Below are 20,086 nucleotides of genomic sequence, written 5' to 3'. Positions count from 1 at the left end.
ACAGAGCGCCCGAGGGACTTTTTCTGCCCGTAGACGGCGCGGCAACCGGCCTTCATCACGGTATTCGGTGCCCCAAATAGAAAGGCTTGACCGCCAAGCAGTGCCGACGATGGCGCGGCGGCGAGCAGATGGCCCAGAGGCGGCGCAAATAGAGCGCAAACGCTATAGACGCGGGCGGCGCACACAGCCGACCTGCCAGAGCTGTCCCGCAGGGGATGTGCAGAGGTGATGAGGATGCAAATCAACAGCAAACGCGCACAGGCGTTACAGACAGAAGCGCAGCAAAGAATTTTAGTCTTGGACGGCGCGTGGGGCACCATGCTTCAGCGGGCCAACCTGACGGAAGCCGATTTCCGGTTGCCCGACGCCGACCCGCTGCGGATGTACCGGGGCAACTTCGATTTACTGCAACTGACCCGGCCCGACATCATCCGGGGCGTGCACCGCGCTTATTTTGAGGCAGGCGCGGATATCGCCTCCACCAATACCTTCAATTCCACGACCATCAGTCAGGCCGATTACGGCACCGAACGCTTGGCCCGCGCCATGAACGAGGCGGGCGCACGCTTAGCCCGCGAAGTGGCCGACGAATTCGAGGCGCTGGATGGACGCCCGCGCTGGGTGGCTGGAGCGGTGGGGCCGACCAACCGCACCGCCACCCTGTCGCCCGATGTAGAGCGTCCCGAATTCCGCAACGTGACCTTCGACAGTTTGGCCGAAGCCTACGGCGACGCCATAGAAGGCCTGATGGTGGGCGGGGCCGACCTGCTGCTGATCGAAACGGTGTTCGATACGCTGAACGCCAAAGCCGCGCTGTTTGCCTGCGAAACGGTGTTTGAGCGACTGGGCCGCCGCCTGCCCGTGATGCTGTCGGGCACCATCACCGACGCTTCGGGCCGCACGCTGAGTGGGCAAACGCCCGAAGCCTTCGCCATCAGCACGGCGCACGCCAACCTGTTTAGCCTCGGCCTGAACTGTGCGCTGGGGGCCGACCTGTTGCGCCCCCATCTGCGGGCCATTGCCGCCAGTACCGAAACGTTAGTCAGCGTGCATCCCAACGCGGGCCTGCCCAATGCCTTCGGCGAGTACGATGAAACGCCCGAACACACCGCCAACGTGCTGGCCGAGTTTGCCCGTGACGGGTTGGTGAACATCGTGGGCGGTTGCTGCGGCACCACGCCCGAACATATCCGCGCCATTGCCGACGCGGTGGCCGGAATCGCGCCCCGCACCGCGCCCAAGCTGCCACCCTTCCTGCGCCTCAGCGGGCTGGAAGCCCTGACCATCACACCCGAAATCAACTTCGTGAACGTGGGCGAGCGAACCAATGTGACGGGCAGCCCCCGCTTTTCCAAGGCGATTTTGGCTGGAGACTACGACGCGGGCCTCAAGATTGCGCGGCAACAAGTCACCAACGGCGCACAAATCGTAGATGTGAATTTTGACGAAGGCATGCTGGACGGCGAGGCCGCGATGGTCAAGTTTCTGAATCTGCTGGCCGGAGAACCTGACATTTCCCGCGTGCCGCTGATGCTGGATTCCAGCAAATGGGAGATTCTGGAAGCGGGCCTGAAGCGCGTGCAGGGCAAGCCCGTCGTCAATTCCATCAGCCTGAAGGACGGCGAGGAAACCTTTCTGGAACGCGCCCGGTTGCTGCGGCGCTACGGGGCGGCGGCAGTGGTCATGGCCTTTGATGAACAGGGGCAGGCCGACAATCTGGAGCGGCGAATAGAAATTGCTTCCCGCGCCTATAGGTTGCTGACCGAACAGGCCGGATTTCCGCCGCAGGACATTATTTTTGACCCCAACGTGCTGACCGTCGCTACGGGAATAGAAGAGCATGACCGCTACGCGCTGGACTTTATCGAGGGCACGCGCTGGATCAAGGCCAACCTGCCGGGGGCGCTGGTGTCGGGCGGGATTTCCAACGTGTCGTTCAGCTTCCGGGGCAACAACCATGTGCGCGAGGCCATGCACGCCGTCTTTCTGTACCACGCCATCGGTGCGGGGCTGGACATGGGCATCGTGAACGCCGGGATGCTGGCCGTGTACGCCGACATAGAACCCGAACTGCGCGAGGCTGTGGAAGACGTGATTCTGGCCCGCCGCCCGGACGCCACAGACCGCTTGTTGACGCTGGCCGAAAGCTATAAAGACATCAAACGCGAGGCGACGGCGGTGAGCGCGTGGCGGGAACTGCCCGTGACCGAACGCCTGACGCACGCGCTGATTTCGGGCATCACCGATTACGTGGTGGACGACGCCGAGGAAGCCTACCGCCTGCTCGGATCGCCGCTGGCCGTGATCGAGGGGCCGCTGATGGACGGCATGAACGTGGTGGGCGACCTGTTCGGGGCCGGGAAAATGTTTCTGCCGCAGGTGGTCAAGTCGGCCCGCGTGATGAAACGGGCGGTGGCCCACCTGACGCCGTACATGGAAGCCGAGAAGCAGGAGGCGGGCGGTAAAGGAAAAGTGCTGCTGGCAACGGTAAAGGGCGACGTACACGATATCGGCAAAAATATCGTGGGGGTGGTGCTGGCCTGCAACGGCTATCAAGTCACCGATCTGGGCGTGATGGTAGCCACCGAGCGCGTGCTGGACGAAGCGGCGCGGTTGGGCGTAGACATCATCGGCCTCAGCGGACTGATTACGCCCAGTTTGGATGAAATGGTGACGGTGGCCCGCGAAATGACGCGCCGGGGCATGACCCAGCCCCTCTTGATCGGCGGAGCGACCACCAGCCGCGCCCATACCGCTGTGAAAATTGACCCGGCCTACGGCGGGCCAGTGGTGCATGTGCTGGACGCCAGCCGCGCCGTGACCGTGACTGCCGAGCTGCTGGCCGACCCGGTGGCCGTGCAAGACCGCATCCGGGCCGAATACGACGCTCTGCGCGAGCGGCACGGAGACCGTCAGGTGCGCCTGATTCCCATCGACACGGCCCGCGAACGTGCGCCCCGGCTCTCCCCCGCCCTGCCGCCCGCGCCGCGCCAACCCGGACGCCAGATCATCGAACAGCCCATCAGCGGCCTGCTGGACTACATCGACTGGACACCGTTTTTTATCGCGTGGGAGATGAAGGGCATCTACCCCAACATTCTGACCGACCCCCTGCGCGGCGCAGAAGCCCGTTCGCTGTTTGCCGATGCTCAGACGTTACTCAGGCGCGTGGTAGACGAAGGATTGCTAACGGCGCGGGGCGTGATTGGGCTGTGGCCTGCCGAACGTGATGGCGACGATATTCTGGTGAACGCCGAGCAGCACAGGGATTCTCTAGATCATCACACCCATGAGGTGGCGGCGGGGCGAACCCCTCTGGCCCACCTGACCCAGCTCCACACCCTGCGCCAGCAGCGCGACCAGACTACCCCCAACACTGCCCTTGCCGACTACATCGCTCCGCACGGCGACCATATCGGAGCCTTTGCCGTCGCCATACACGGGGCCGAGGAATTGGCACAGGCGTTCGAGGCCGCGCACGACGACTACAACTCCATTCTCGTGAAGGCGCTGGCTGACCGTTTGGCCGAAGCCTTTGCCGAAAAACTGCACCGGGATGTGCGGATGGAGTACTGGGGCTACGCGGCAGACGAGGCGCTGGACAACATGGACTTGATCCGCGAGCGCTATGACGGCATTCGCCCCGCCCCCGGCTACCCTGCCCAGCCCGACCACACCGAAAAACGTACCCTGTTTGCCCTACTACACGCCGAAGAAGTGGGCCTGAGCCTGACCGAATCTTGCGCGATGTGGCCCGCCGCTGCCGTGTCTGGCGTGTACTTTGGTCATCCCGACGCACGTTACTTTGCGGTAGGCCGAATTGGGCGCGATCAGATCGAAGACTATGCCCAGCGCAAAGGCTGGCCTGTAGAGGAAGCCGAGCGTTGGCTGGGGCCAATTTTGGCGTATGACCCGGCTGGCACGGCGTCTAAGGGTCAAGGGTCTAAGAGTCTAAGAACGGCAGAAGATAAGGCGGTGGGGGTGCTTAGTCCCTCAGACCCTTCGACCCTTGGACCGATCTCTTCAGCGGGCGGCGCACAGTGAGCCAAAGTTTTGCGACTGGGGCCGCGCCCCAAACCCGCGTCTCCATCGAACTTGTTCCGCGTTCCCGCTCTGGCCTGCGGGCCGAATTGGAGATGGTGCGGGAGCATTTGCCGGGCATAGACACCATCAACATTCCCGATTTTCCCCGGTTTTCTACCCGCTCTTGGATGGGCTGTGCGATGGCGCGGCCTCACCACCGGGCTATTCCGCATATCCGGGCGGTGGACATCAATCCGCGCGAGCCGTTGCCGATGCTGGACACACTGGCCGCGCACGGCATCACCGAAGTGCTGATTATTACCGGAGACGCGCCCGCTGATATGAGTGCCAAAGTGTACGACGTGGACGCTGTAGACGTGATTCGCCGCTTCCGGCGCGAGTTACCGGACGTGCGAGTGTATGCGGGCCTTGATCCGTACCGTCAAAGCTTTGCCCGTGAGCGCGATTACCTAGAGCGCAAGCTGGACGCGGGCGCGGTGGGCTTTTTTACCCAGCCTTTTTTCGATCTGCGCTTGATGGACGCCTACGCCGATCTGATGCCAGAAGGCGCGGACGTGTGGTGGGGCGCGACCACCGTGACCACCGAGCAAACCCTGAACTATTGGCGGGCCAGAAACCACGCCGTGTTTCCCCGCAGCTTCGAACCGACGTTGGAGTGGAACCGTACTTTTGCCGCCGCCGCCCTACACTTTGCCCGCGAACGCGCCCAGCACGTGTATTTTATGCCAGTGCGGGCCGATGCGCGCGACTATTTGGAAGGAATTGTTTAGGGGCGGAACGACACCGCCCGAACGTAGAAGGTGGTGAGTAGATCGTGGAAACAGCGAAAAGGGCCAGTCGGAATAGACGGCCCTTTTCTTCGGTTGTGGCTCAGCGAGCGGTGGAACTGTTCAAGCCCCTATCTTCTCCCACGCTCCACGATCCCTCAAGAATTATCGATCACCAACACAAAGCTCTTACTCGCCTTGCCATTCGCGGGCACATCTACGCGCAGGTTCGCCACACCCTGATTTTGCACGGCTGGGGCAGTGTCGATGATGATTCGGCGGCCCCCGGCGCGTTCAGTCACCTCGGCGCGGATCACGCGGTCTTTGCTGCTCTCGAAGGCGTAGGTCACGCGGTAGGTGGTGCGGGTCACGTTGCCTTTGCTGTCTTTTTGCTGGTTCTGCGTTTCCACGCTGCGGGTGTAGCGCACGTCTGGATCGTTGCCGAGGCTAAATTCTATGTCTGCGCCCTTGCCCGTTTCGGGGATGGTGGTTTGGCCCACGATGCGGCCATCTTCGCGCACGGTCAAGCTGCCGCTGGGAAGGCGCTCATCGGCCTTGAAGCGGTAAAAGCGGCTCATGGTGCCCTTGCTGGTTTCGGTATTGAAGTAGGTATTCAGGCCCGCGTAGCGCTCGAAACTGGTCAGCTTGGGCGTCAGGAAGGGCAGAGTGACCATGCTGCTGGCGGGCAAGGTAAACGGAGCCGACAAGTCGTAGCGGGTCAGGCCGCGCAGTTCGCCCACTGTGTTGACTTTGGGAGCGGCGAAGTCGGCAGAGGCCGCTTCGGCCCGCATCTGCATAATCGGCGCGGCAGGCATCGGCTGGCCGTCCTGCACTTCCACGTCTCCGGCATACAGTTCGGTGTTTTGCACGTTGTAAGGCAACTCGGTGCCATTGCGGATATCGGCCAACGCGGACAGTTGCGCCCCGGCACTACTAGCTTTCAGGGTAAAGCGCGGCGACCAAGTGACGGCCCGCGTGAGGTAGCTTAAAGTTCCCGTTGCGCCGCTGGGAACCGTGTAGGTCAGCGTTTGCGTGGGCGACTGCGGGTTCAGCGGGGGCAGATTGGTGAAGCTGAGGTCGCTGTAGGGCACGTTGCGGTAACGGCCCTGCGCGTCTTTAATCAACAGATCGCGGGCGCGGATCAGCGTCACCGTTTCTATTTTGTCGCCCGTTCGCAGGAACACGGGTTTGCCCTCCAAACTGGTGAGCCAGTTGGCTTCCTGCTTTTGCACGGCGCTGGAAAACGCCACGCCGTCCAAGTCCAGCGAGCCGGGAATCACGCTATTCCACGTCTCCTGCGGCAAATTCACGCCGAGGGTGGTTCCAGTCGCCTTCACGGTTTCGCGCACTTCCGAAAAGCTGGGGTAAATACGGAGATCGGCGGCAGAAGCCGAACCAGTTGCAAGAGCCAGTGCCATCATCAGACTGTAGGGTAGATTGGGTTTCATAGTCTTATCCTTACGCCGCTCCGAATATGAGATGTGAGAGGGCCAGTCAGACGGGCGACAGCTTCGGGGATGGGAAACATAAAACGCCGTACATCACGCCAGAAAGGTGAGTTCTATATTTTGGCTTACCCCCGTCGGAGCCAGAGAAAGCGGGCCTGCACCAAACGGACATCCAGAGCGGGCGGCCCTGAATGTCTGTCCGGTGCAGGCCCATGTCTGCTGCGCTGTCAACTCTGAATGCTGTCAAATCTGAATATTGTCCAGCATCCCCTGTGCCGCCACCGCCGCAAAGCGGCCTGCCAAGTCGGGGCGGAAATACAGTGTGAGGCCGCCGTCTTTCATGACCTTGAAACTGAGCAGACCAGCGGCGGCAGGCACGTTGCCCAACCGAATCGGGGCGTTGAAAATGGCCGCCAGTTTGTCACGGAGCGCGGTTGCTACGTCTCCCACGCCTATTCCGGCAAAGTTGCTGACATGAATGTGGATCACGCCTGCTTGCCGCGCCAGCAAGGTGACTTCGCGGCGGGCGTCGGGTTGCGGGGTGGCGGCAAACTGCACCGGAATCGTGACCTCGAAATCGGGATCGGGAATGTACCAATGCCCGCTGCTGATCTCGCCCGACACGCGGTAGGTGACGACGCGGTTGCCGCTGCGGGTGAAATCGTAGTTGGTGTCGCTGACCCCCACCACCACCACCGAATCGATTTGCACACGGGCGTCACCGGCTGTACGGCTACGGAAGGCAGCGTCGAAGGCAGCCAGTACGCCCGCTCCGCTGAGGCTGGCCGTCGCCGGTTCTACCACCGCGTTCCCCTCAAAAAAGATCACACCGTTTTGGAAATCGCTATACCACTGCCACGGACTTTGGTTGATGTTCAGTTCGTCGCTGGTGGGATAGCCGTATGCGCCGCGCTCCCAGCCGGTTTGTGCCCAGCGTGCGCGGATGCCGCCCCGGACTTCCATCGGGCCGGTGCGGGGATGCCAATAAATGCTGCCGTTGCCGCTGAAATGGTTGTAACGGCCTACGCTGTCGGGCGCGGTGGTTTCGTCGGTGGCGGGCAAGGCCAGGTCACTGTCGGGGCCGCCTTTGGTGTCGTATTTGCGCCGAATATCGCCATGAACTTCGTGCGCTCCGGTGGACGGCGAATAGGAGATGTCGCAGTTCTGGTAGCGCCTGCGGTGGCCCCCGCGCACCACCTCGCAGCCCGATACCGCCGCACCTGTAAAGCCTGCGCCCAGCGCCGCTGCTTTGGCTTCTATGTTGGCGCAGGGATCGTTTTCGCTGAGGGCCAGATTGTTCACCGTGACCGTCATATCGGCAAAATCGCCGCCCTCGTCGGTGTTGCGGACGCGCAGGCTGAAGGTACGGCCCTGCCCACTGTTCACCACGCCGCTGAACTCGGCCCGTCCGTCCAGATCGCCCGTATTCTCGCTGGTGCCCTCGTACAGCAGCGCTTTGCCCATCACGTTCACCGCGCCCCCGGCCTGCTGGCGGTAAGTCACGCGCAGTTCTACCCGCACTTCGCCGCCGCATTTGCCGATGGTCAGGTCTTCGCGCTGCGGCGTGCCCGCGTCCAGCACCAGCGTCCCGCCCCGGTTGATGCTGGCGTGCTCGTTGCTGCCAAAGGTTTCGTCGTCCGTAATGTTCATGCTGACCGTGTACGTCACCCTGTTTTGCATACGCTCTCCCAGTGCGCGGCCCGCCTCGGAATAAGAAACGAGAATAAGACTGACCCGCAAGCCCGTTGTAAGCCTGAGCGCATGATCACGGCATGATCGGCGGCAGCACAGCAAAAACCGCCCCCGAAGAGGCGGCTGAGATTCAAGTCGGACTCCGGATTACTGCGGCAACTCCACGGTATACGACTTGGAAAGGCTACCTCCAGCGAGCAAGTCAAAGAGAAGGACGGCGGTGGCCGAACCCGCTGTGGTTTTGCTGTCTAGCACTACCTGAGTGCCGTACACCTGCTCACGTACTTCGGCCCGCCTCGGCTGGGCTTGCTCGTTTCGCAGGGTGTAAGTGACGCGGTAGGTGCGGCTACCCCCACCCAACAGCCCGCGCTGCACGTTCTGAAGAACCACTGTGCAGGTATAACGCACGTCTGGGTCTGCGCCCAACTCCAAAATAAACTCCGTGTCTTTTGCCAAGTCGCCGATATTAGCTTGCCCGGTCAGGCGGTCTTCTTCCAGCACACTGACCACGCCAGCGGGCAGGCGTTGATCGGCCTTCAGGCGGTAAGCACGTTGCAGGATGCCTTCAGAGTCGTTGGACTGAAACCCTGTGTTCAGGCGGGACAATGGCTGAAAAGTAGTGAGGGCAGGCTTCAGAAACGGCAGTGTGACTGTGCTTTTGGCAGGCAACACAAGCGGCTGGGTCAGCGCAAAACGGTACAGGCCGCCCAATTCACCCTGAGAAACGATGTTCTGGAAGGAAGCATCGGCTGCACCTCCCCCACTCGTCAGCGTCCCGACTCTCCCCACGAGACCGTTCATCTCAAACGGCACTGACAGCCGCACATCTCCGGCAAACAGTTCGGCCCCCGGAGCCTGCACCACCCCATCTGTGCCGTTGCGGATGTCGGCCAGCGCACTCAGGTCGGCCTTTGCTGCCGCCCCAATCCCAACGATATTGAGTGTGTAGCGGGGCATCCAACTTAGGGCGCGAGTGAGGTACGACAGCGTTCCCGTTCCCGGTTGGGGCAAGGCGAAGGTCAGTGTTGGCGTAGCGGCTTCGGCGTTCAGCGGCGGCAATTCGGAGAAGCTGAGTTGTGCCAACGTGACCCGGCGAAACTCTCCAGCCGCGTCTCTTACGGTCAGGTCGGCGGCCCGGATCAGCGTCACAGGTTCGGCCTTCTCCCCCGCTGCGCCAGTTCTGAGGGTCACGATTTTGCCTTCCCAGCGACTAAGCCACGCGGGGTCTTGGCCCTGAACCGCGCTGCTGAAGGCGAGGCCGCGCAAGTTGACCGTGCCGGGAATGATGCCCGCCCAGACCGCTGGCGACAACGAAACGCTGAAGCTGGTGCTGGCCGCGCTGACGGGTTCCTGCACTTCGGCAAAGCTGGGATACAGCCGCAAGGAGGTCGTCTGCGCCGCCGAGGTCAGAGCCGCCGATGCCAGAGCAACTGCCGCTGTGATGAGTCCCAGTTTCAATTTCATTTGCCGGAAAGTCTTTGAAAGTCGCACGCTCTACCATGCCATGATTCACCTGATTGGGAATGCGGAAATGAGCAAGAGGGCTAGCCCCTAAACACTTTGAACGCTTGACAGATCAACCCCCGTCGCTCACGCAACGCCCCCCCTCAAGGGGAGGATCAATACGAAATTAAAAAGGGTCTCGTGCATCTCTTTTCCCTCTCCACTCATGGGAGAGGGGCGCTGCACAGCAGCGGGGTGAGGGGGCGTGCGAGCGGCGTTCCTACTGATTCAGTTTAGTTTCGTATAAAAGCTGTTGCGCTCCCCTTAAGGAGGCTGGCTGCAAAGCAGACTGGGGGTTTACTCGGCACCGTCATTCACTAAGCCACCTTTGAATTTTGCCCAAACAAGGCAGAGACAACAGCAAAAAACCGCCCCCGAAGGAGCGGCAGTCAAGTCAAGCAGATTTAGAGAATATCGTCGCGGATACAGGCTTTGAAGTGATTTGGGGCCACTTCACGCAGTTCGGGAATCACGTTGGCGCACTCGGCAATCGCGTAGCGGCAACGGGTTCGGAACACGCAGCCACTCGGCGGATTGATCGGGCTGGGAATGTCGCCTTCCAAGATGATGCGTTGGCGCTTGATGGTAGGATCAGGCACGGGCGCAGCCGACAGCAGGGCTTCGGTGTAGGGGTGCTTGGGATTGTTGTTCAGCTCGCGGCTGGGCGCGATTTCCATGATTCGGCCCAAGTACATCACGATGATTCTGTCGCAGATATACTCCACCACAGCCAAATCGTGGGCGATGAACAGCACCGTGAGGCCCAATTCTTCCTGAAGGTCTTGCAGCAGGTTCACGACCTGAGCCTGAATGGACACGTCGAGCGCCGAAACAGGCTCGTCGGCCACGATAAAGGCCGGGTCTACCGCCAGAGCGCGGGCAATGCCGATGCGCTGGCGCTGGCCGCCCGAAAACTCGTGGGGGTAGCGGCGCATATGCTCGGGGCGCAGGCCGACTTTTTGCAGCAGTTCCGCGATCCGGTCTACGCGGGCTTTGCCGGGGTGCAGGTTGTGAATCTGCATGGCCTCACCGATGATGTCCGACACGGTCATACGCGGGTTCAGCGACGCGAACGGATCTTGGAAAATGATCTGCATTTCGCGGCGGTAATCACGCATCTGGCCTTTGCTGAGCTTGGTCACGTCGGTGCCGTTGAACAGCACTTGCCCGCCCGTTGGTTCGATCAGGCGCAAAATGGCCCGCCCAGCGGTAGTTTTGCCCGATCCCGACTCGCCCACAAGGCCTACCACTTCACCGCGTCCGATCTTGAACGAAATGTCGTTGACGGCCTTGACGTTGCCCACCACGCGGGACAGCAGGCCGCCGCGAATGGGAAAGTATTTCTCTAAGTTATTGACTTCCAGCAGCGTGTCGCCGGTGGTGGGCATGTTGCGGCGGCTGCCACTGGCCGATTGAACGGATGTAGGAGAAGTCATGCGCTCACCTCATGCTGCTGGGCCTGATCGAACTCGCGCCAGCGAATGCAGCGGGCCATGTGGCCGCCTCCGGTGTCCTCAAGGGCAGGCACAGCCTTGCTGCAATCGGGCACGGCAAACTTGCAGCGCGGCTCGAAGGCGCAGCCTACAGGCAAGTTCAGCGGGTTGGGCACGTTGCCGGGAATGGCTTCTAGGCGGCCTTTGGGTTGGCCGGGAATATGCACATGCTCGCCGGGGCGCGGAATAGAGTTCAGCAGGCCCATCGTGTACGGATGGCGCGGAGCCTTGAAAATCTCGATCACGTCGCCTTCCTCTACCACGCGCCCGCCGTACATGACCACCACGCGGTCTGCCATTTCGGCCACCACGCCAAGGTTGTGCGTGATGAACAAGATGCTCATGCCCACTTCGGATTGCAGCTTGCGCATCAAGTCCAGAATCTGGGCCTGAATGGTCACGTCGAGGGCGGTGGTGGGTTCGTCGGCAATCAGGAGCGCGGGCTTGCAAGACAGGGCCATCGCAATCATCACGCGCTGACGCATGCCGCCCGACAACTGGTGCGGGTACTCGTTGACGCGCTTTTCGGGGGCCGGAATACCCACGAACCGCAGCATATCGGTGGCTACCACCATCGCGTCTTTCTTATTCTTGTTCTGGTGCAGCATCACCGCCTCGGCAATCTGATCGCCCACCGTGTACACCGGGTTCAGGCTGGTCATGGGTTCCTGAAAAATCATGGAAATGTCGTTGCCGCGAATCTTACGCATCTCGGCTTCGGGCAAGGTCACGAGGTTCTTTTGCTTGCCGTCTTTGCCAGTAAACAACACCTCGCCTTCCACGATTTTGCCGGGCGGCATCGGAATCAGGCGCATGACGCTGAGGCTGGTGACGCTTTTGCCGGAGCCGGATTCTCCCACCACAGCGAGGGTTTCGCCTTTGTTGATGTGGAACGTTACGCCGTCAACACTTTTGACGACTCCGTCGTCGGTGTTGAAGTACGTCTTGAGGCCGTTGACGGCCAGCAGAACTTCACCCTGATGGGTCATTTCTTCTCCTGAAACATGAAGTGCATCATACAACCCAATGCCGGGGCAAGCATGGCGGGGGATGGCGAAGAGGGACGGAAAACGGCGGGGGAAAGTGTTGGGAAGGTATCGATCACGGAATTTGCCGTAATCTAGACGGTGTTTTCAGAAGTGAGAGGGGCAGAGATTAGGCAGCCACCATAGGCTTTTTCCACTTCCTACTCCCCACTGACCACTCACTGTAGTTTTACTGGCGCTTGCGCGGATCGAAGGCGTCGCGCAGACCGTCGCCCAACAGTTGGTAACACATGACGGTAAACACGATGAAAAAGCCCGGAATAAGTACCCAAGGCCGCTGGGTGATGCTGGCAAAGCCGCCTTCCTGCGCCTGACTGAGCAGGCCGCCCCACGACACATACGGCTCCACTGCGCCGATGCCGAGGAAGCTGAGGCCCGATTCCAACAGGATGTAGCCGGGAATAGACAGGCTGAGCGTGACGATGATGTAGGTGGTCATGGTGGGCAGCATGTGCCGCCACATGATCCGGCCATTGCCCGCGCCGAGGGCCTGCGCCGCCGACACGAAATCTTGCTCGCGCACGCTGAGCATCTGCCCGCGCACCACCCGCGCCAACCCCCCCCAACCGATGAAGGCCAAGAGGCCCAGAATCATATACAGCGCAAAAATCGGGTTGATGTCCTGCGGAAACACCGAGCGCAGCAAAATGAGCAAGAACAGGCTGGGAATGGCCGCCAACACTTCGACGAGGCGCATGATCAGGGTATCCGCGACGCCGCCGAAAAAGGCCGCCATTGCGCCCATCAGGAGGCCGATGACCGTTGAGATCAGCACCGCGCCGACGCCGATGGTGAGCGAGATTTGGGACGCGTAGATGGTGCGGGTGAACAGGTCTCGGCCCAGTGCCTCGCCGCCGAACAGGTACACCTTGCAGTTAGGGTTTTCTGTGCCGGTGCCGAACAGGTGCAGAGTGCCGGGAAACAGGCCTAGCACGCGGTATTCATCGCCACGCACGCCAAAATAAATAGGACAGCGGGTGGTGGTGGGCTTGTACTCGTTGACGAACGTATCCATGTTCAGTTTTTGGCCGTACTGATACACGAAAGGCCGCGTCAGGCCGCCCGTTTGCGGATCGCGGATGCTAATCGGTGTGGGCGGGTGAAAGCGCGTGATATTGGACGTGGAGTAGTTGGACAGGCCATCGGGCGCGATAAACGGCGCGAAGAGGGCCAGCGTATACAGCAAGATCAGCATGAAACCGCCGATTTTGGCGAGGCGGTTCTTGCGAAACTGCGACCAAGCCACCCCAAACTGAGACTGGCTGCGTGCTGGAGCGGATTTAAGGGGACGGTCAGGAAGTGTAGTGGTCATAACACTGTTCCTCAGGAGACCTTGACACGGGGATCGACGACGGCCAGCAAAATATCGCTGATGACATTACCGATAATCAGGAGAACGGTAGTGATGACGGTAAACCCGGCGATCAGGTACAAATCTTGCGTACCGATGGCCGTGAGCAGCATGGGTGTGATGCCCGGATAGGCAAACACCACTTCCAGAAAACCCACGCCACTGATGAGGGCGGGCAACAAGCTGCCGATGCCTGCCACGATGGGCAAAATGGCGTTGCGGAAGGTGTGCTTCCAGATCGCGGTGTGCTCGCTGACGCCTTTGGCCCGCGCCGTTCGCACATAATCCGAGCGCATGACTTCCAGCATTTGGCCGCGAATGACCCGCGTCAGGCCCGCTGCATCCGAAATAGCCAAAACAAGTGCCGGAATGATCAGATGTTTCAAAATATCGAGCAATTGCCCAAATGGGGACAGTTCTTCAAAGTTGTTGCTGGTCATGCCGCCAATAGGAATATCGAGGCCAGTGGCATTGCGAAGTTGGAGAATGAAATAAATAACGATCAGGGCCAGAAAGAAACTGGGGAACCCGAGTAGGAAGTACAACACGATGTTGACGGCATTGTCGCCCGGCGAATTCTGGCGAACTGCGCCGTACACGCCCAGCGGAATGGCAATGGAATAGAACAGAATCAGGCTCATCAGAGCCAGATACAGCGAATTGAGAATGCGCGGCCAAATGATGTCCAAGACAGGTTGCTGGTATTGAAACGACAAACCAAAGTTGCCCTGAAACATATTGCCCATCCAGAAAAGGTATTGCTGCCATGCGGGGCGGTCTAGGCCAAAGTTGCGTTCTAGGGCGGCAAGTTGCTCGCTGCTGATATTGGGATTGAGCTTGGCAGGCGTAAGGAAATCGCCGGGAGCCAATTGAATGACGAAGAAGATGAGGAGGCTGGCGAGAAGGAGCGTCGGGATGGACTGAACCAACCGCCGCAGGAGAAATGGAATCATGGGTACTCCTGAAACAAATTCCGATTAATCCGTTTATTCATGAACGAATTCGGCCAAAGGGAGCAGGAACACGGGCGAGCCGGATATGGAGTGACGAAACTGACGCTCTTCCAGTTGGAGTACGGAACGCTTGGGATTCACGCGATTGGGGGCAGCCCGCTTGCGCGAGCCACCCCCCGAAATCGTGCGGGCGGGAGGTTACTTGACGAAGGTCAGGGCCTGATCACGCTGGAGGTAATAAGCGTTCATCAGGGCGCGGGGGTATTCGCCGCCAATACGCTCGTTGTACGCAACGTGGTAGTTGCCGCCCACGAGGTAGATCACGGGCTGCAATTCGCCTTCGGCCTTCATCAGCTGTCCACCGATGGCGCGGCGCTTGGCGTCGTCAAGTTCAGCGTCGCCTTGGTAGTACAGCTTGGTCATCAGGCTTTCCTGGGCGGTCAGGCACTTGCCGTTGGTGGGGTTGTTGTAGCTGTGCAAGTTGGTACCGCAGGGCGTGACGTTGGCCCCGAACGACCAGACGTTGCTGCCACCACTGAGGCCCAGCAAAATAGCGTCGAAGGGACGGTCTTCGCCCTTGGAAGTCAGTTGGCCCACGAGGTTGTTAAAGTCAATGGGCGTAAAGTTGACCTTGACGCCGACCTTCTTGGCTTCGTCGGCAAAGATGCGGCCTAGTTGCTCACGGGTGGTGTTGCCCGCATTGGTGCTGAGGTTGAATTCCAACACTTTCCCAGCCTTATCCACGAGGTAGCCCTGTGCGTTCTTCTTGGTGTAGCCGATTTGGGCAAGGAGCTTGCTGGCCTGCGCGAGGTTGTAGCTGTACTTGGGCGCACTGGCTCCGGCGGCGATTTGCTGGGAGAAAATGGGATAGACGCTGAAATACGTTTCTGTTCCCAAACCGCCCAACGCCAAATCAACCATTGCCTTACGGTTGGCAATATGGCTCATGGCACGGCGGAAACGCACGTCACGGAACAGTTTTTGCAAGGTAGGATTGCTGGCTTTGTTCCAGTTGAAAGTCATCCAAGAGCTTTGGGCCTGCGGGCTGACATTGGGGATCAAGGTGGCTTTGAGGCTACCGCCGTCAATGGCCCGCTTGGTTTGCGCCAAGTCGTCGGCGTTACGCATGCCTACCGTGTCGATCTGTCCAGCAAGGAAGGCCGCCAGTGACGCATTAGCGTCGCCCGTGACCCGGTAAGAAAGCTTGTCGAGATAAGGCAGCGCATTGCCCCGGCTGTCTTTGTTCCAGTCGCCCCAATTGGGGTTTTTGGCGAACACACTGCGCTCTCCGGCGCGGAAGCTTTCCAGCACCCACATTCCGGGCGACACGATTTGGCTGGCAGGCGTGCCCAATGTCCAGAGCTTCTTCACCGCTTCTGCGCCGCCCTCACGATAGGCCTTGCCGAACACATGGTCGGGCCAAGGCGCAAAGCTCATGCGCTCGTAGGCACCCGAGCTGACCTGCGGGAAATCAAATTGTAAGGTGTAGTTATCGAGCTTTTTAATGGTGATGGGTTTATCGTTCAGGAAGAACGAATCGTAGGAGTTGCTCCCTACTTTGTCGTCGGTGTGAATCTTCCACGTGGTGATCCAGTCGTCGGCGGTGATGGCCTGACCGTCGCTGAACTTCATGCCCTGACGGATTTTGACCACAAACCGCTTACCACTGTTGCTGACAACAGGCTTGGCGTCGGCCATGTAGGGCAAGAATTCATCATTGCGGGGGTCTTGGGTAAACAGGCCGGTGCCGTTGTCCATCGTGCCGGGAATACTGTCGGCTTCTGCCGAAGTAAAGGGATTAATGGTTTTGAAATCCGACAAGACGCCGAGGCGCAGTTCACCGCCGCGCTTGTTGGCGGTGTTCTGCTCGGCAGTCCACGCCGCCGGGTACACGAAAGGGGCCGCAGAAGCAGAGGTAGCAGCTAGGGCAAGAGCAACAAACAGAGCTTTTTTCATGGGATGCCTCCGAAAATTCTGGAAACGTGAACGGGGCCTTTGGTGTCTACCAAGGGCGCATTTCGCGTTGATCTATTTGTTCCAGCGCCGTCAATATATGAATAGGCTTAGTGCAAATCAAGGATATAAATTACGAAACTCAGGGGTAGCAGTGTCATACCAACGTCAAGCCTAACGGTCATCAAGGGAAATAGTCTTTTTTCTTTCAATTGGCAATTCATATCTCACACAACTCTGATTCGCCTTAGCGAGCGGCCTGCTATGAGAATGCCCGCCTGTTCTTTAAAGGAACGGCGGGCGAGTAGTGAAGTGATTTTTCTTACGTTCAGCTCAACTTGCCCCGCCTCAGCGCGAAACGAAGCTGATCAGCAGGGCCAGCAGCATAAAGAAGCCGCCCAGAATGCTGGTGATCCGCACGAGGCCGCCTTCTACGCCGCGCCCGCCCAACAGCGAGCCGCCGGACGCCATGCTGGCCGAGAGTCCGGCCTGCTTAGGCACTTGCAGCAGCACGAAAAAGATCAGGCCCACACTGACGAGGGCGAACAATACGATGAATAGGGTCAGAATCATGATTTACCTCGGAGGAGTCGGTGAGGGGAGCCACTTGCACCCGCCTTCACCGCTGTGTGGCCCCAGTTTACACCACCCGGTCTGCGCCATTTCTGACGGAGCCGAGCAGGGGTGCGAGTTCAGGCTGTCTCTGCTTGCTCCCTACTTGTTTTGCAAGAGCTCGATGATGCAAATATCGGTGGTGTAGCGGTCTACGGTGTCGAAGTGGATGATGTGGGTCGTTTTGCCGTCTTTGCTCTGCTCGTTGCTATAAAACCCTTGCCCCTTGTCCGATGTATCGCCCACAGGCTTGAAGCTGTCGAGATAAAAAGCATTGTCGATGGTGGATTTAACGATAAAAAATGGCGTTTTGGTGATCCGGTAGGCCGTATAGCCCTGCGCCACGCCGCCGTACTTTTTGAGGGCGTTACAAAGTGTGTTTTCACGGACTTCGTAGGGCTTCAGGGCGTCTCGCCAAGGAGCGGCAGAGGCCATCGATAGGCCAGAAAAGAGCGCTAGCAGAGGAAGAAAAACGGAAAATTTCAAGATAATCTCCTTGGGAAAAGACGTTGAGTAGGCAAGCAAAAGCCCCCGCGTTTGGGCAGGGGCGATTGCTGTCTTGGTGGTGCCGAAGGGGGGACTCGAACCCCCACGGTTTCCCGTTCGATTTTGAGTCGAGTGCGTCTACCAATTCCGCCACTCCGGCCTACGCTGTGCTTGCAACCAACACAAGATCGAGCGCGGAGCGGATACTAGCGCAAGGAAGGGCGGTTGGTCAAACGGGGTCTGATTCAGTCTGTTTTTCAGGGAATGCGCCGATGCGTGCGCCGATGTCGCGCCGCAGTTGTGCGCCTGCAAAGGCCACCCGGTCTGCCAAGGCATAAGCACGGCCCAGCGCAGCATTCAGGGTATCGGCAGTGGCAGTAACGGCCAACACGCGCCCGCCACTACTCACCAGTTTGCCCTCTTGCAAGGCAGTTCCGGCGTGGTAAATGATCTCCCCTGCCCCGGTGGGCGGCAGCGTGATCGGAATGCCCTTTTGCGGTTCGGCGGGATAACCGGGAGCGGCCAAGATGATGACGGCGCTGGCTCCGGCCCGGAACCGCACGCTTACCGGGTCAAGCTGGCCGCGTGCGGCGTCGAGTGCGTGCTGGGCAAGGTCGGACTCCAGCAGCGGCAACACGGCTTCGGCTTCGGGGTCGCCAAAGCGGGCGTTGAATTCCACCACTTTCGGGCCAGTCGGCGTCAGCATCAGGCCCGCGTACAGCACGCCCGTGTAAGGCAATCCTTCGGCCCGCATTCCGGCCAACGTGCGCTCGATGATGTCGGACTGGATGACGGCTAAGGCGTCAGCAGGCAGCGGGAACGGGCAGATGACGCCCATGCCGCCGGTCATGGGGCCGATGTCGCCTTCAAAAATAGTTTTGTGATCCTGACTGGGTGGCGTGAGCGCGTACCGTTCGCCGTCGGTGAGGGCCAGCACCGTCACTTCTTGCCCGGTCATGAAGTCTTCGACGACCACACTCGCGCCGGATTGCGTAAAAATGTCGTGCAGCGCGGCCTCGGCTTCGGCGTGGGTGTGGGCAATCGTGACGCCCTTGCCCGCCCGCAGGCCCGCGTCCTTGATTACGGTGGGGAGGGGGCAAGTGGCCGCGTGTGCCAAGGCTTCGGCCAACCCAGTGAAAGCCCGGTGTTGGGCGGTGGGAATGCCGTGACGGGTCATGAAGGCCTTGCTCCACGCCTTGTCGCCCTCCAAGCGGCTGGCGGCGCGGGTGGGGCCAAAGGCAGGCACGCCGCGCCCCATGCAGGCGTCCACCACGCCCGCTGCAAGGTAGGCTTCCGGCCCCACGATCACCACGTCTACGCCTTCTTGCACGGCCAATTCTGCAAGGCTGTCGGCGTCTTGGGGGCTGGGTAGAAGGCGGGCCAGCGCCGCGATACCGGGATTGCCGGGAGTACACAGCACCTCGTGACCCTTGCGGGCGCAGGCGTCCACGATGGCGTGTTCGCGCCCACCGCCGCCGATGACCAGCACGCGCATCAGCGGGCCGCCTGTGTGGTGCTTTCCTGTGTGGTGTCGTCTTGAGCCGGGGCACGCGCCGCTTGACGTTGCCAGTAACGCACCAGCCCCTGCACGCTCATCCACGGTGGGCAGGCAAATTCGTAGCGGGCGGGCAAGTCGGGGCTTTCCCCGTGCAATTCGGCCAGCAGCGCGGCAGTGAAAGCGTCCGACAAGGCTTGCGGTTCTTGCCCCGCCACCAACCCCGCGTGAATGCGCTGTGCATCGGTATGAAGGTTAGCCAGCAGCGCGTCCCAGTGCGTTCCAGCTTGGGCATAGGCTCCGAAGTGGGCCAGATGCAAGGTGCGGGCGTCCACTTCGCGCAGCAAGGCACTACTGGCCCGCCAAGCGTCTAGATCGATGTCGGGCGGCGGGGTGGGGGCGCGGGGCGATTGGCGTTCGTCTAGCCGGATGCCGCCCACGTCGCCCACAAACAGGTCATCGCCTACGTGATACGCCAAATGGTGAACCGCGTGGCCGGGGGTGTACAGCGGCAGCACGTCCACCTGCCCTAGCCGCAGCGTTTCGCCGCCTGCCAGCACAGTCAGTCGTTCGGCGGGTACGGGCAAGAACTCGCCCCACAGAGCTTCCATCTGATCGCCGTAAATTTGCGTGGCACTCGCCACCAAGCGTTCGGGCCGCGACAGATGCGCCGCGCCGCGTGTATGCACGTAAGCCCGCGCCCCCGGCACCCGCGCCAACACCGTGCCCGCCGCCCCCGCATGATCCAGATGAATGTGCGTGAGCAGCACATGCCGGACGTCTTCCAAGCGTGCGCCCAAGGCGGCCAAACCCGCTTCTAGCGCGGGCAAGGTAGAGCTTGGGCCAGTGTCTACGAGGGCCAAGCCGTCGCCTGTTTCGAAAACGGAAGAGGCCACGACACCCGGCGTCCCTTGAAAGTGCAGATCAACGGTGTGAACTTCTCCTAGATGGAGGCCAGCCGTCATGCGATGCCCGCGATACGTGCGCCTGCCAGAACCGCCGCCGCCGCGTACTGTACGCCCGCGATAGACCGGATGACCCGCACGTTGGCCGCCGCCTTCATGGGGCCGTAAGTCAGGGCCAAAATCAGCGTCGCGCTGAGAACGATAAACACCACTACCACCCAAAGAACCATGCCCGGAAGCATACCAACCCGGCGCAGCGGGGCGGCCCACCCTGCTCAGTTCGCCCCTGTCACCAAGTGGCTGCGTTCCGTACTGACTATCCTGATATTCAGCTTATC

Annotated in this window: 15 protein-coding genes and 1 tRNA gene; 2 read left to right on the top strand and 14 right to left on the bottom strand. The window is 60.4% G+C overall.

The features are described 5' to 3' along the window. The first annotated feature begins 234 nt into the window (after positions 1-234). Both metH and E7T06_RS00530 read left to right on the top strand, forming a co-directional pair. On the top strand, positions 235-4,044 hold the full coding sequence (gene metH / locus E7T06_RS00535) for a methionine synthase (protein ID WP_136363895.1): 3,810 nt from the start codon (positions 235-237) through the stop codon (positions 4,042-4,044). A 92-nt stretch (positions 4,045-4,136) separates the two neighbouring features. Beyond that, complete coding sequence (locus E7T06_RS00530; protein ID WP_240740788.1) at positions 4,137-4,814, top strand: methylenetetrahydrofolate reductase; 678 nt, start codon at positions 4,137-4,139, stop codon at positions 4,812-4,814. Positions 4,815-4,969: 155 nt separating this feature from the next. Here the strand turns inward: E7T06_RS00530 and E7T06_RS00525 are convergent, their stop codons facing one another. The 14 genes from E7T06_RS00525 to E7T06_RS00460 form a co-directional block, all read right to left on the bottom strand. Then, positions 4,970-6,259, bottom strand: a complete 1,290-nt coding sequence (locus tag E7T06_RS00525) for a DUF4139 domain-containing protein (protein ID WP_136363893.1) — start codon at positions 6,257-6,259, stop codon at positions 4,970-4,972. Positions 6,260-6,502: 243 nt separating this feature from the next. After that, positions 6,503-7,939 carry a hypothetical protein gene (locus E7T06_RS00520; RefSeq protein ID WP_136363892.1) on the bottom strand — a complete coding sequence of 479 codons (1,437 nt, stop codon included), beginning with the start codon at positions 7,937-7,939 and terminating at the stop codon, positions 6,503-6,505. Between the two features lie 159 nt (positions 7,940-8,098). After that, positions 8,099-9,415 carry a hypothetical protein gene (locus E7T06_RS00515; RefSeq protein ID WP_240740769.1) on the bottom strand — a complete coding sequence of 439 codons (1,317 nt, stop codon included), beginning with the start codon at positions 9,413-9,415 and terminating at the stop codon, positions 8,099-8,101. Between the two features lie 443 nt (positions 9,416-9,858). Next, the gene (locus E7T06_RS00510) at positions 9,859-10,842 is read right to left on the bottom strand and encodes an oligopeptide/dipeptide ABC transporter ATP-binding protein (RefSeq protein ID WP_157451230.1); all 984 of its coding nucleotides are present in this window, start codon (positions 10,840-10,842) and stop codon (positions 9,859-9,861) included. A gap of 44 nt (positions 10,843-10,886) precedes the next feature. Then, on the bottom strand, positions 10,887-11,936 hold the full coding sequence (locus tag E7T06_RS00505) for an ABC transporter ATP-binding protein (protein WP_136363891.1): 1,050 nt from the start codon (positions 11,934-11,936) through the stop codon (positions 10,887-10,889). A 226-nt stretch (positions 11,937-12,162) separates the two neighbouring features. Next, entirely contained in the window at positions 12,163-13,305 is a 1,143-nt protein-coding gene (locus E7T06_RS00500) for an ABC transporter permease (RefSeq protein WP_136363890.1), read from the bottom strand. 11 nt (positions 13,306-13,316) lie between these two features. Then, complete coding sequence (locus E7T06_RS00495; protein ID WP_136363889.1) at positions 13,317-14,297, bottom strand: ABC transporter permease; 981 nt, start codon at positions 14,295-14,297, stop codon at positions 13,317-13,319. Between the two features lie 198 nt (positions 14,298-14,495). Next, on the bottom strand, positions 14,496-16,253 hold the full coding sequence (locus E7T06_RS00490; protein ID WP_136363888.1) for an ABC transporter substrate-binding protein: 1,758 nt from the start codon (positions 16,251-16,253) through the stop codon (positions 14,496-14,498). Between the two features lie 345 nt (positions 16,254-16,598). Then, positions 16,599-16,823: a preprotein translocase subunit SecG gene (gene secG / locus E7T06_RS00485; protein ID WP_136363887.1), complete on the bottom strand. Its 225-nt coding sequence runs from the start codon at positions 16,821-16,823 to the stop codon at positions 16,599-16,601. A gap of 141 nt (positions 16,824-16,964) precedes the next feature. Then, positions 16,965-17,297 carry a hypothetical protein gene (locus tag E7T06_RS00480; RefSeq protein ID WP_136363886.1) on the bottom strand — a complete coding sequence of 111 codons (333 nt, stop codon included), beginning with the start codon at positions 17,295-17,297 and terminating at the stop codon, positions 16,965-16,967. Positions 17,298-17,425: 128 nt separating this feature from the next. Next, positions 17,426-17,508 (bottom strand) — tRNA-Leu (locus E7T06_RS00475). Between the two features lie 69 nt (positions 17,509-17,577). Beyond that, a complete protein-coding gene (gene purD, locus E7T06_RS00470) occupies positions 17,578-18,843 on the bottom strand; it encodes a phosphoribosylamine--glycine ligase (RefSeq protein ID WP_136363885.1) in 1,266 nt (421 codons plus the stop codon). Continuing rightward, positions 18,843-19,808, bottom strand: a complete 966-nt coding sequence (locus E7T06_RS00465) for an MBL fold metallo-hydrolase (protein WP_136363884.1) — start codon at positions 19,806-19,808, stop codon at positions 18,843-18,845. Before E7T06_RS00465 ends, purD begins: the two co-directional genes overlap by 1 nt. Then, the gene (locus E7T06_RS00460) at positions 19,805-19,978 is read right to left on the bottom strand and encodes a hypothetical protein (RefSeq protein WP_168733306.1); all 174 of its coding nucleotides are present in this window, start codon (positions 19,976-19,978) and stop codon (positions 19,805-19,807) included. Before E7T06_RS00460 ends, E7T06_RS00465 begins: the two co-directional genes overlap by 4 nt. Positions 19,979-20,086: the final 108 nt, after the last annotated feature.

It is taken from the genome of Deinococcus sp. Arct2-2, from assembly GCF_004801315.1.
GTDB lineage: Bacteria > Deinococcota > Deinococci > Deinococcales > Deinococcaceae > Deinococcus.
The sequence above is the reverse complement of the archived record's forward strand: the minus strand, read 5'-3'. Positions and strand labels throughout refer to the sequence as shown.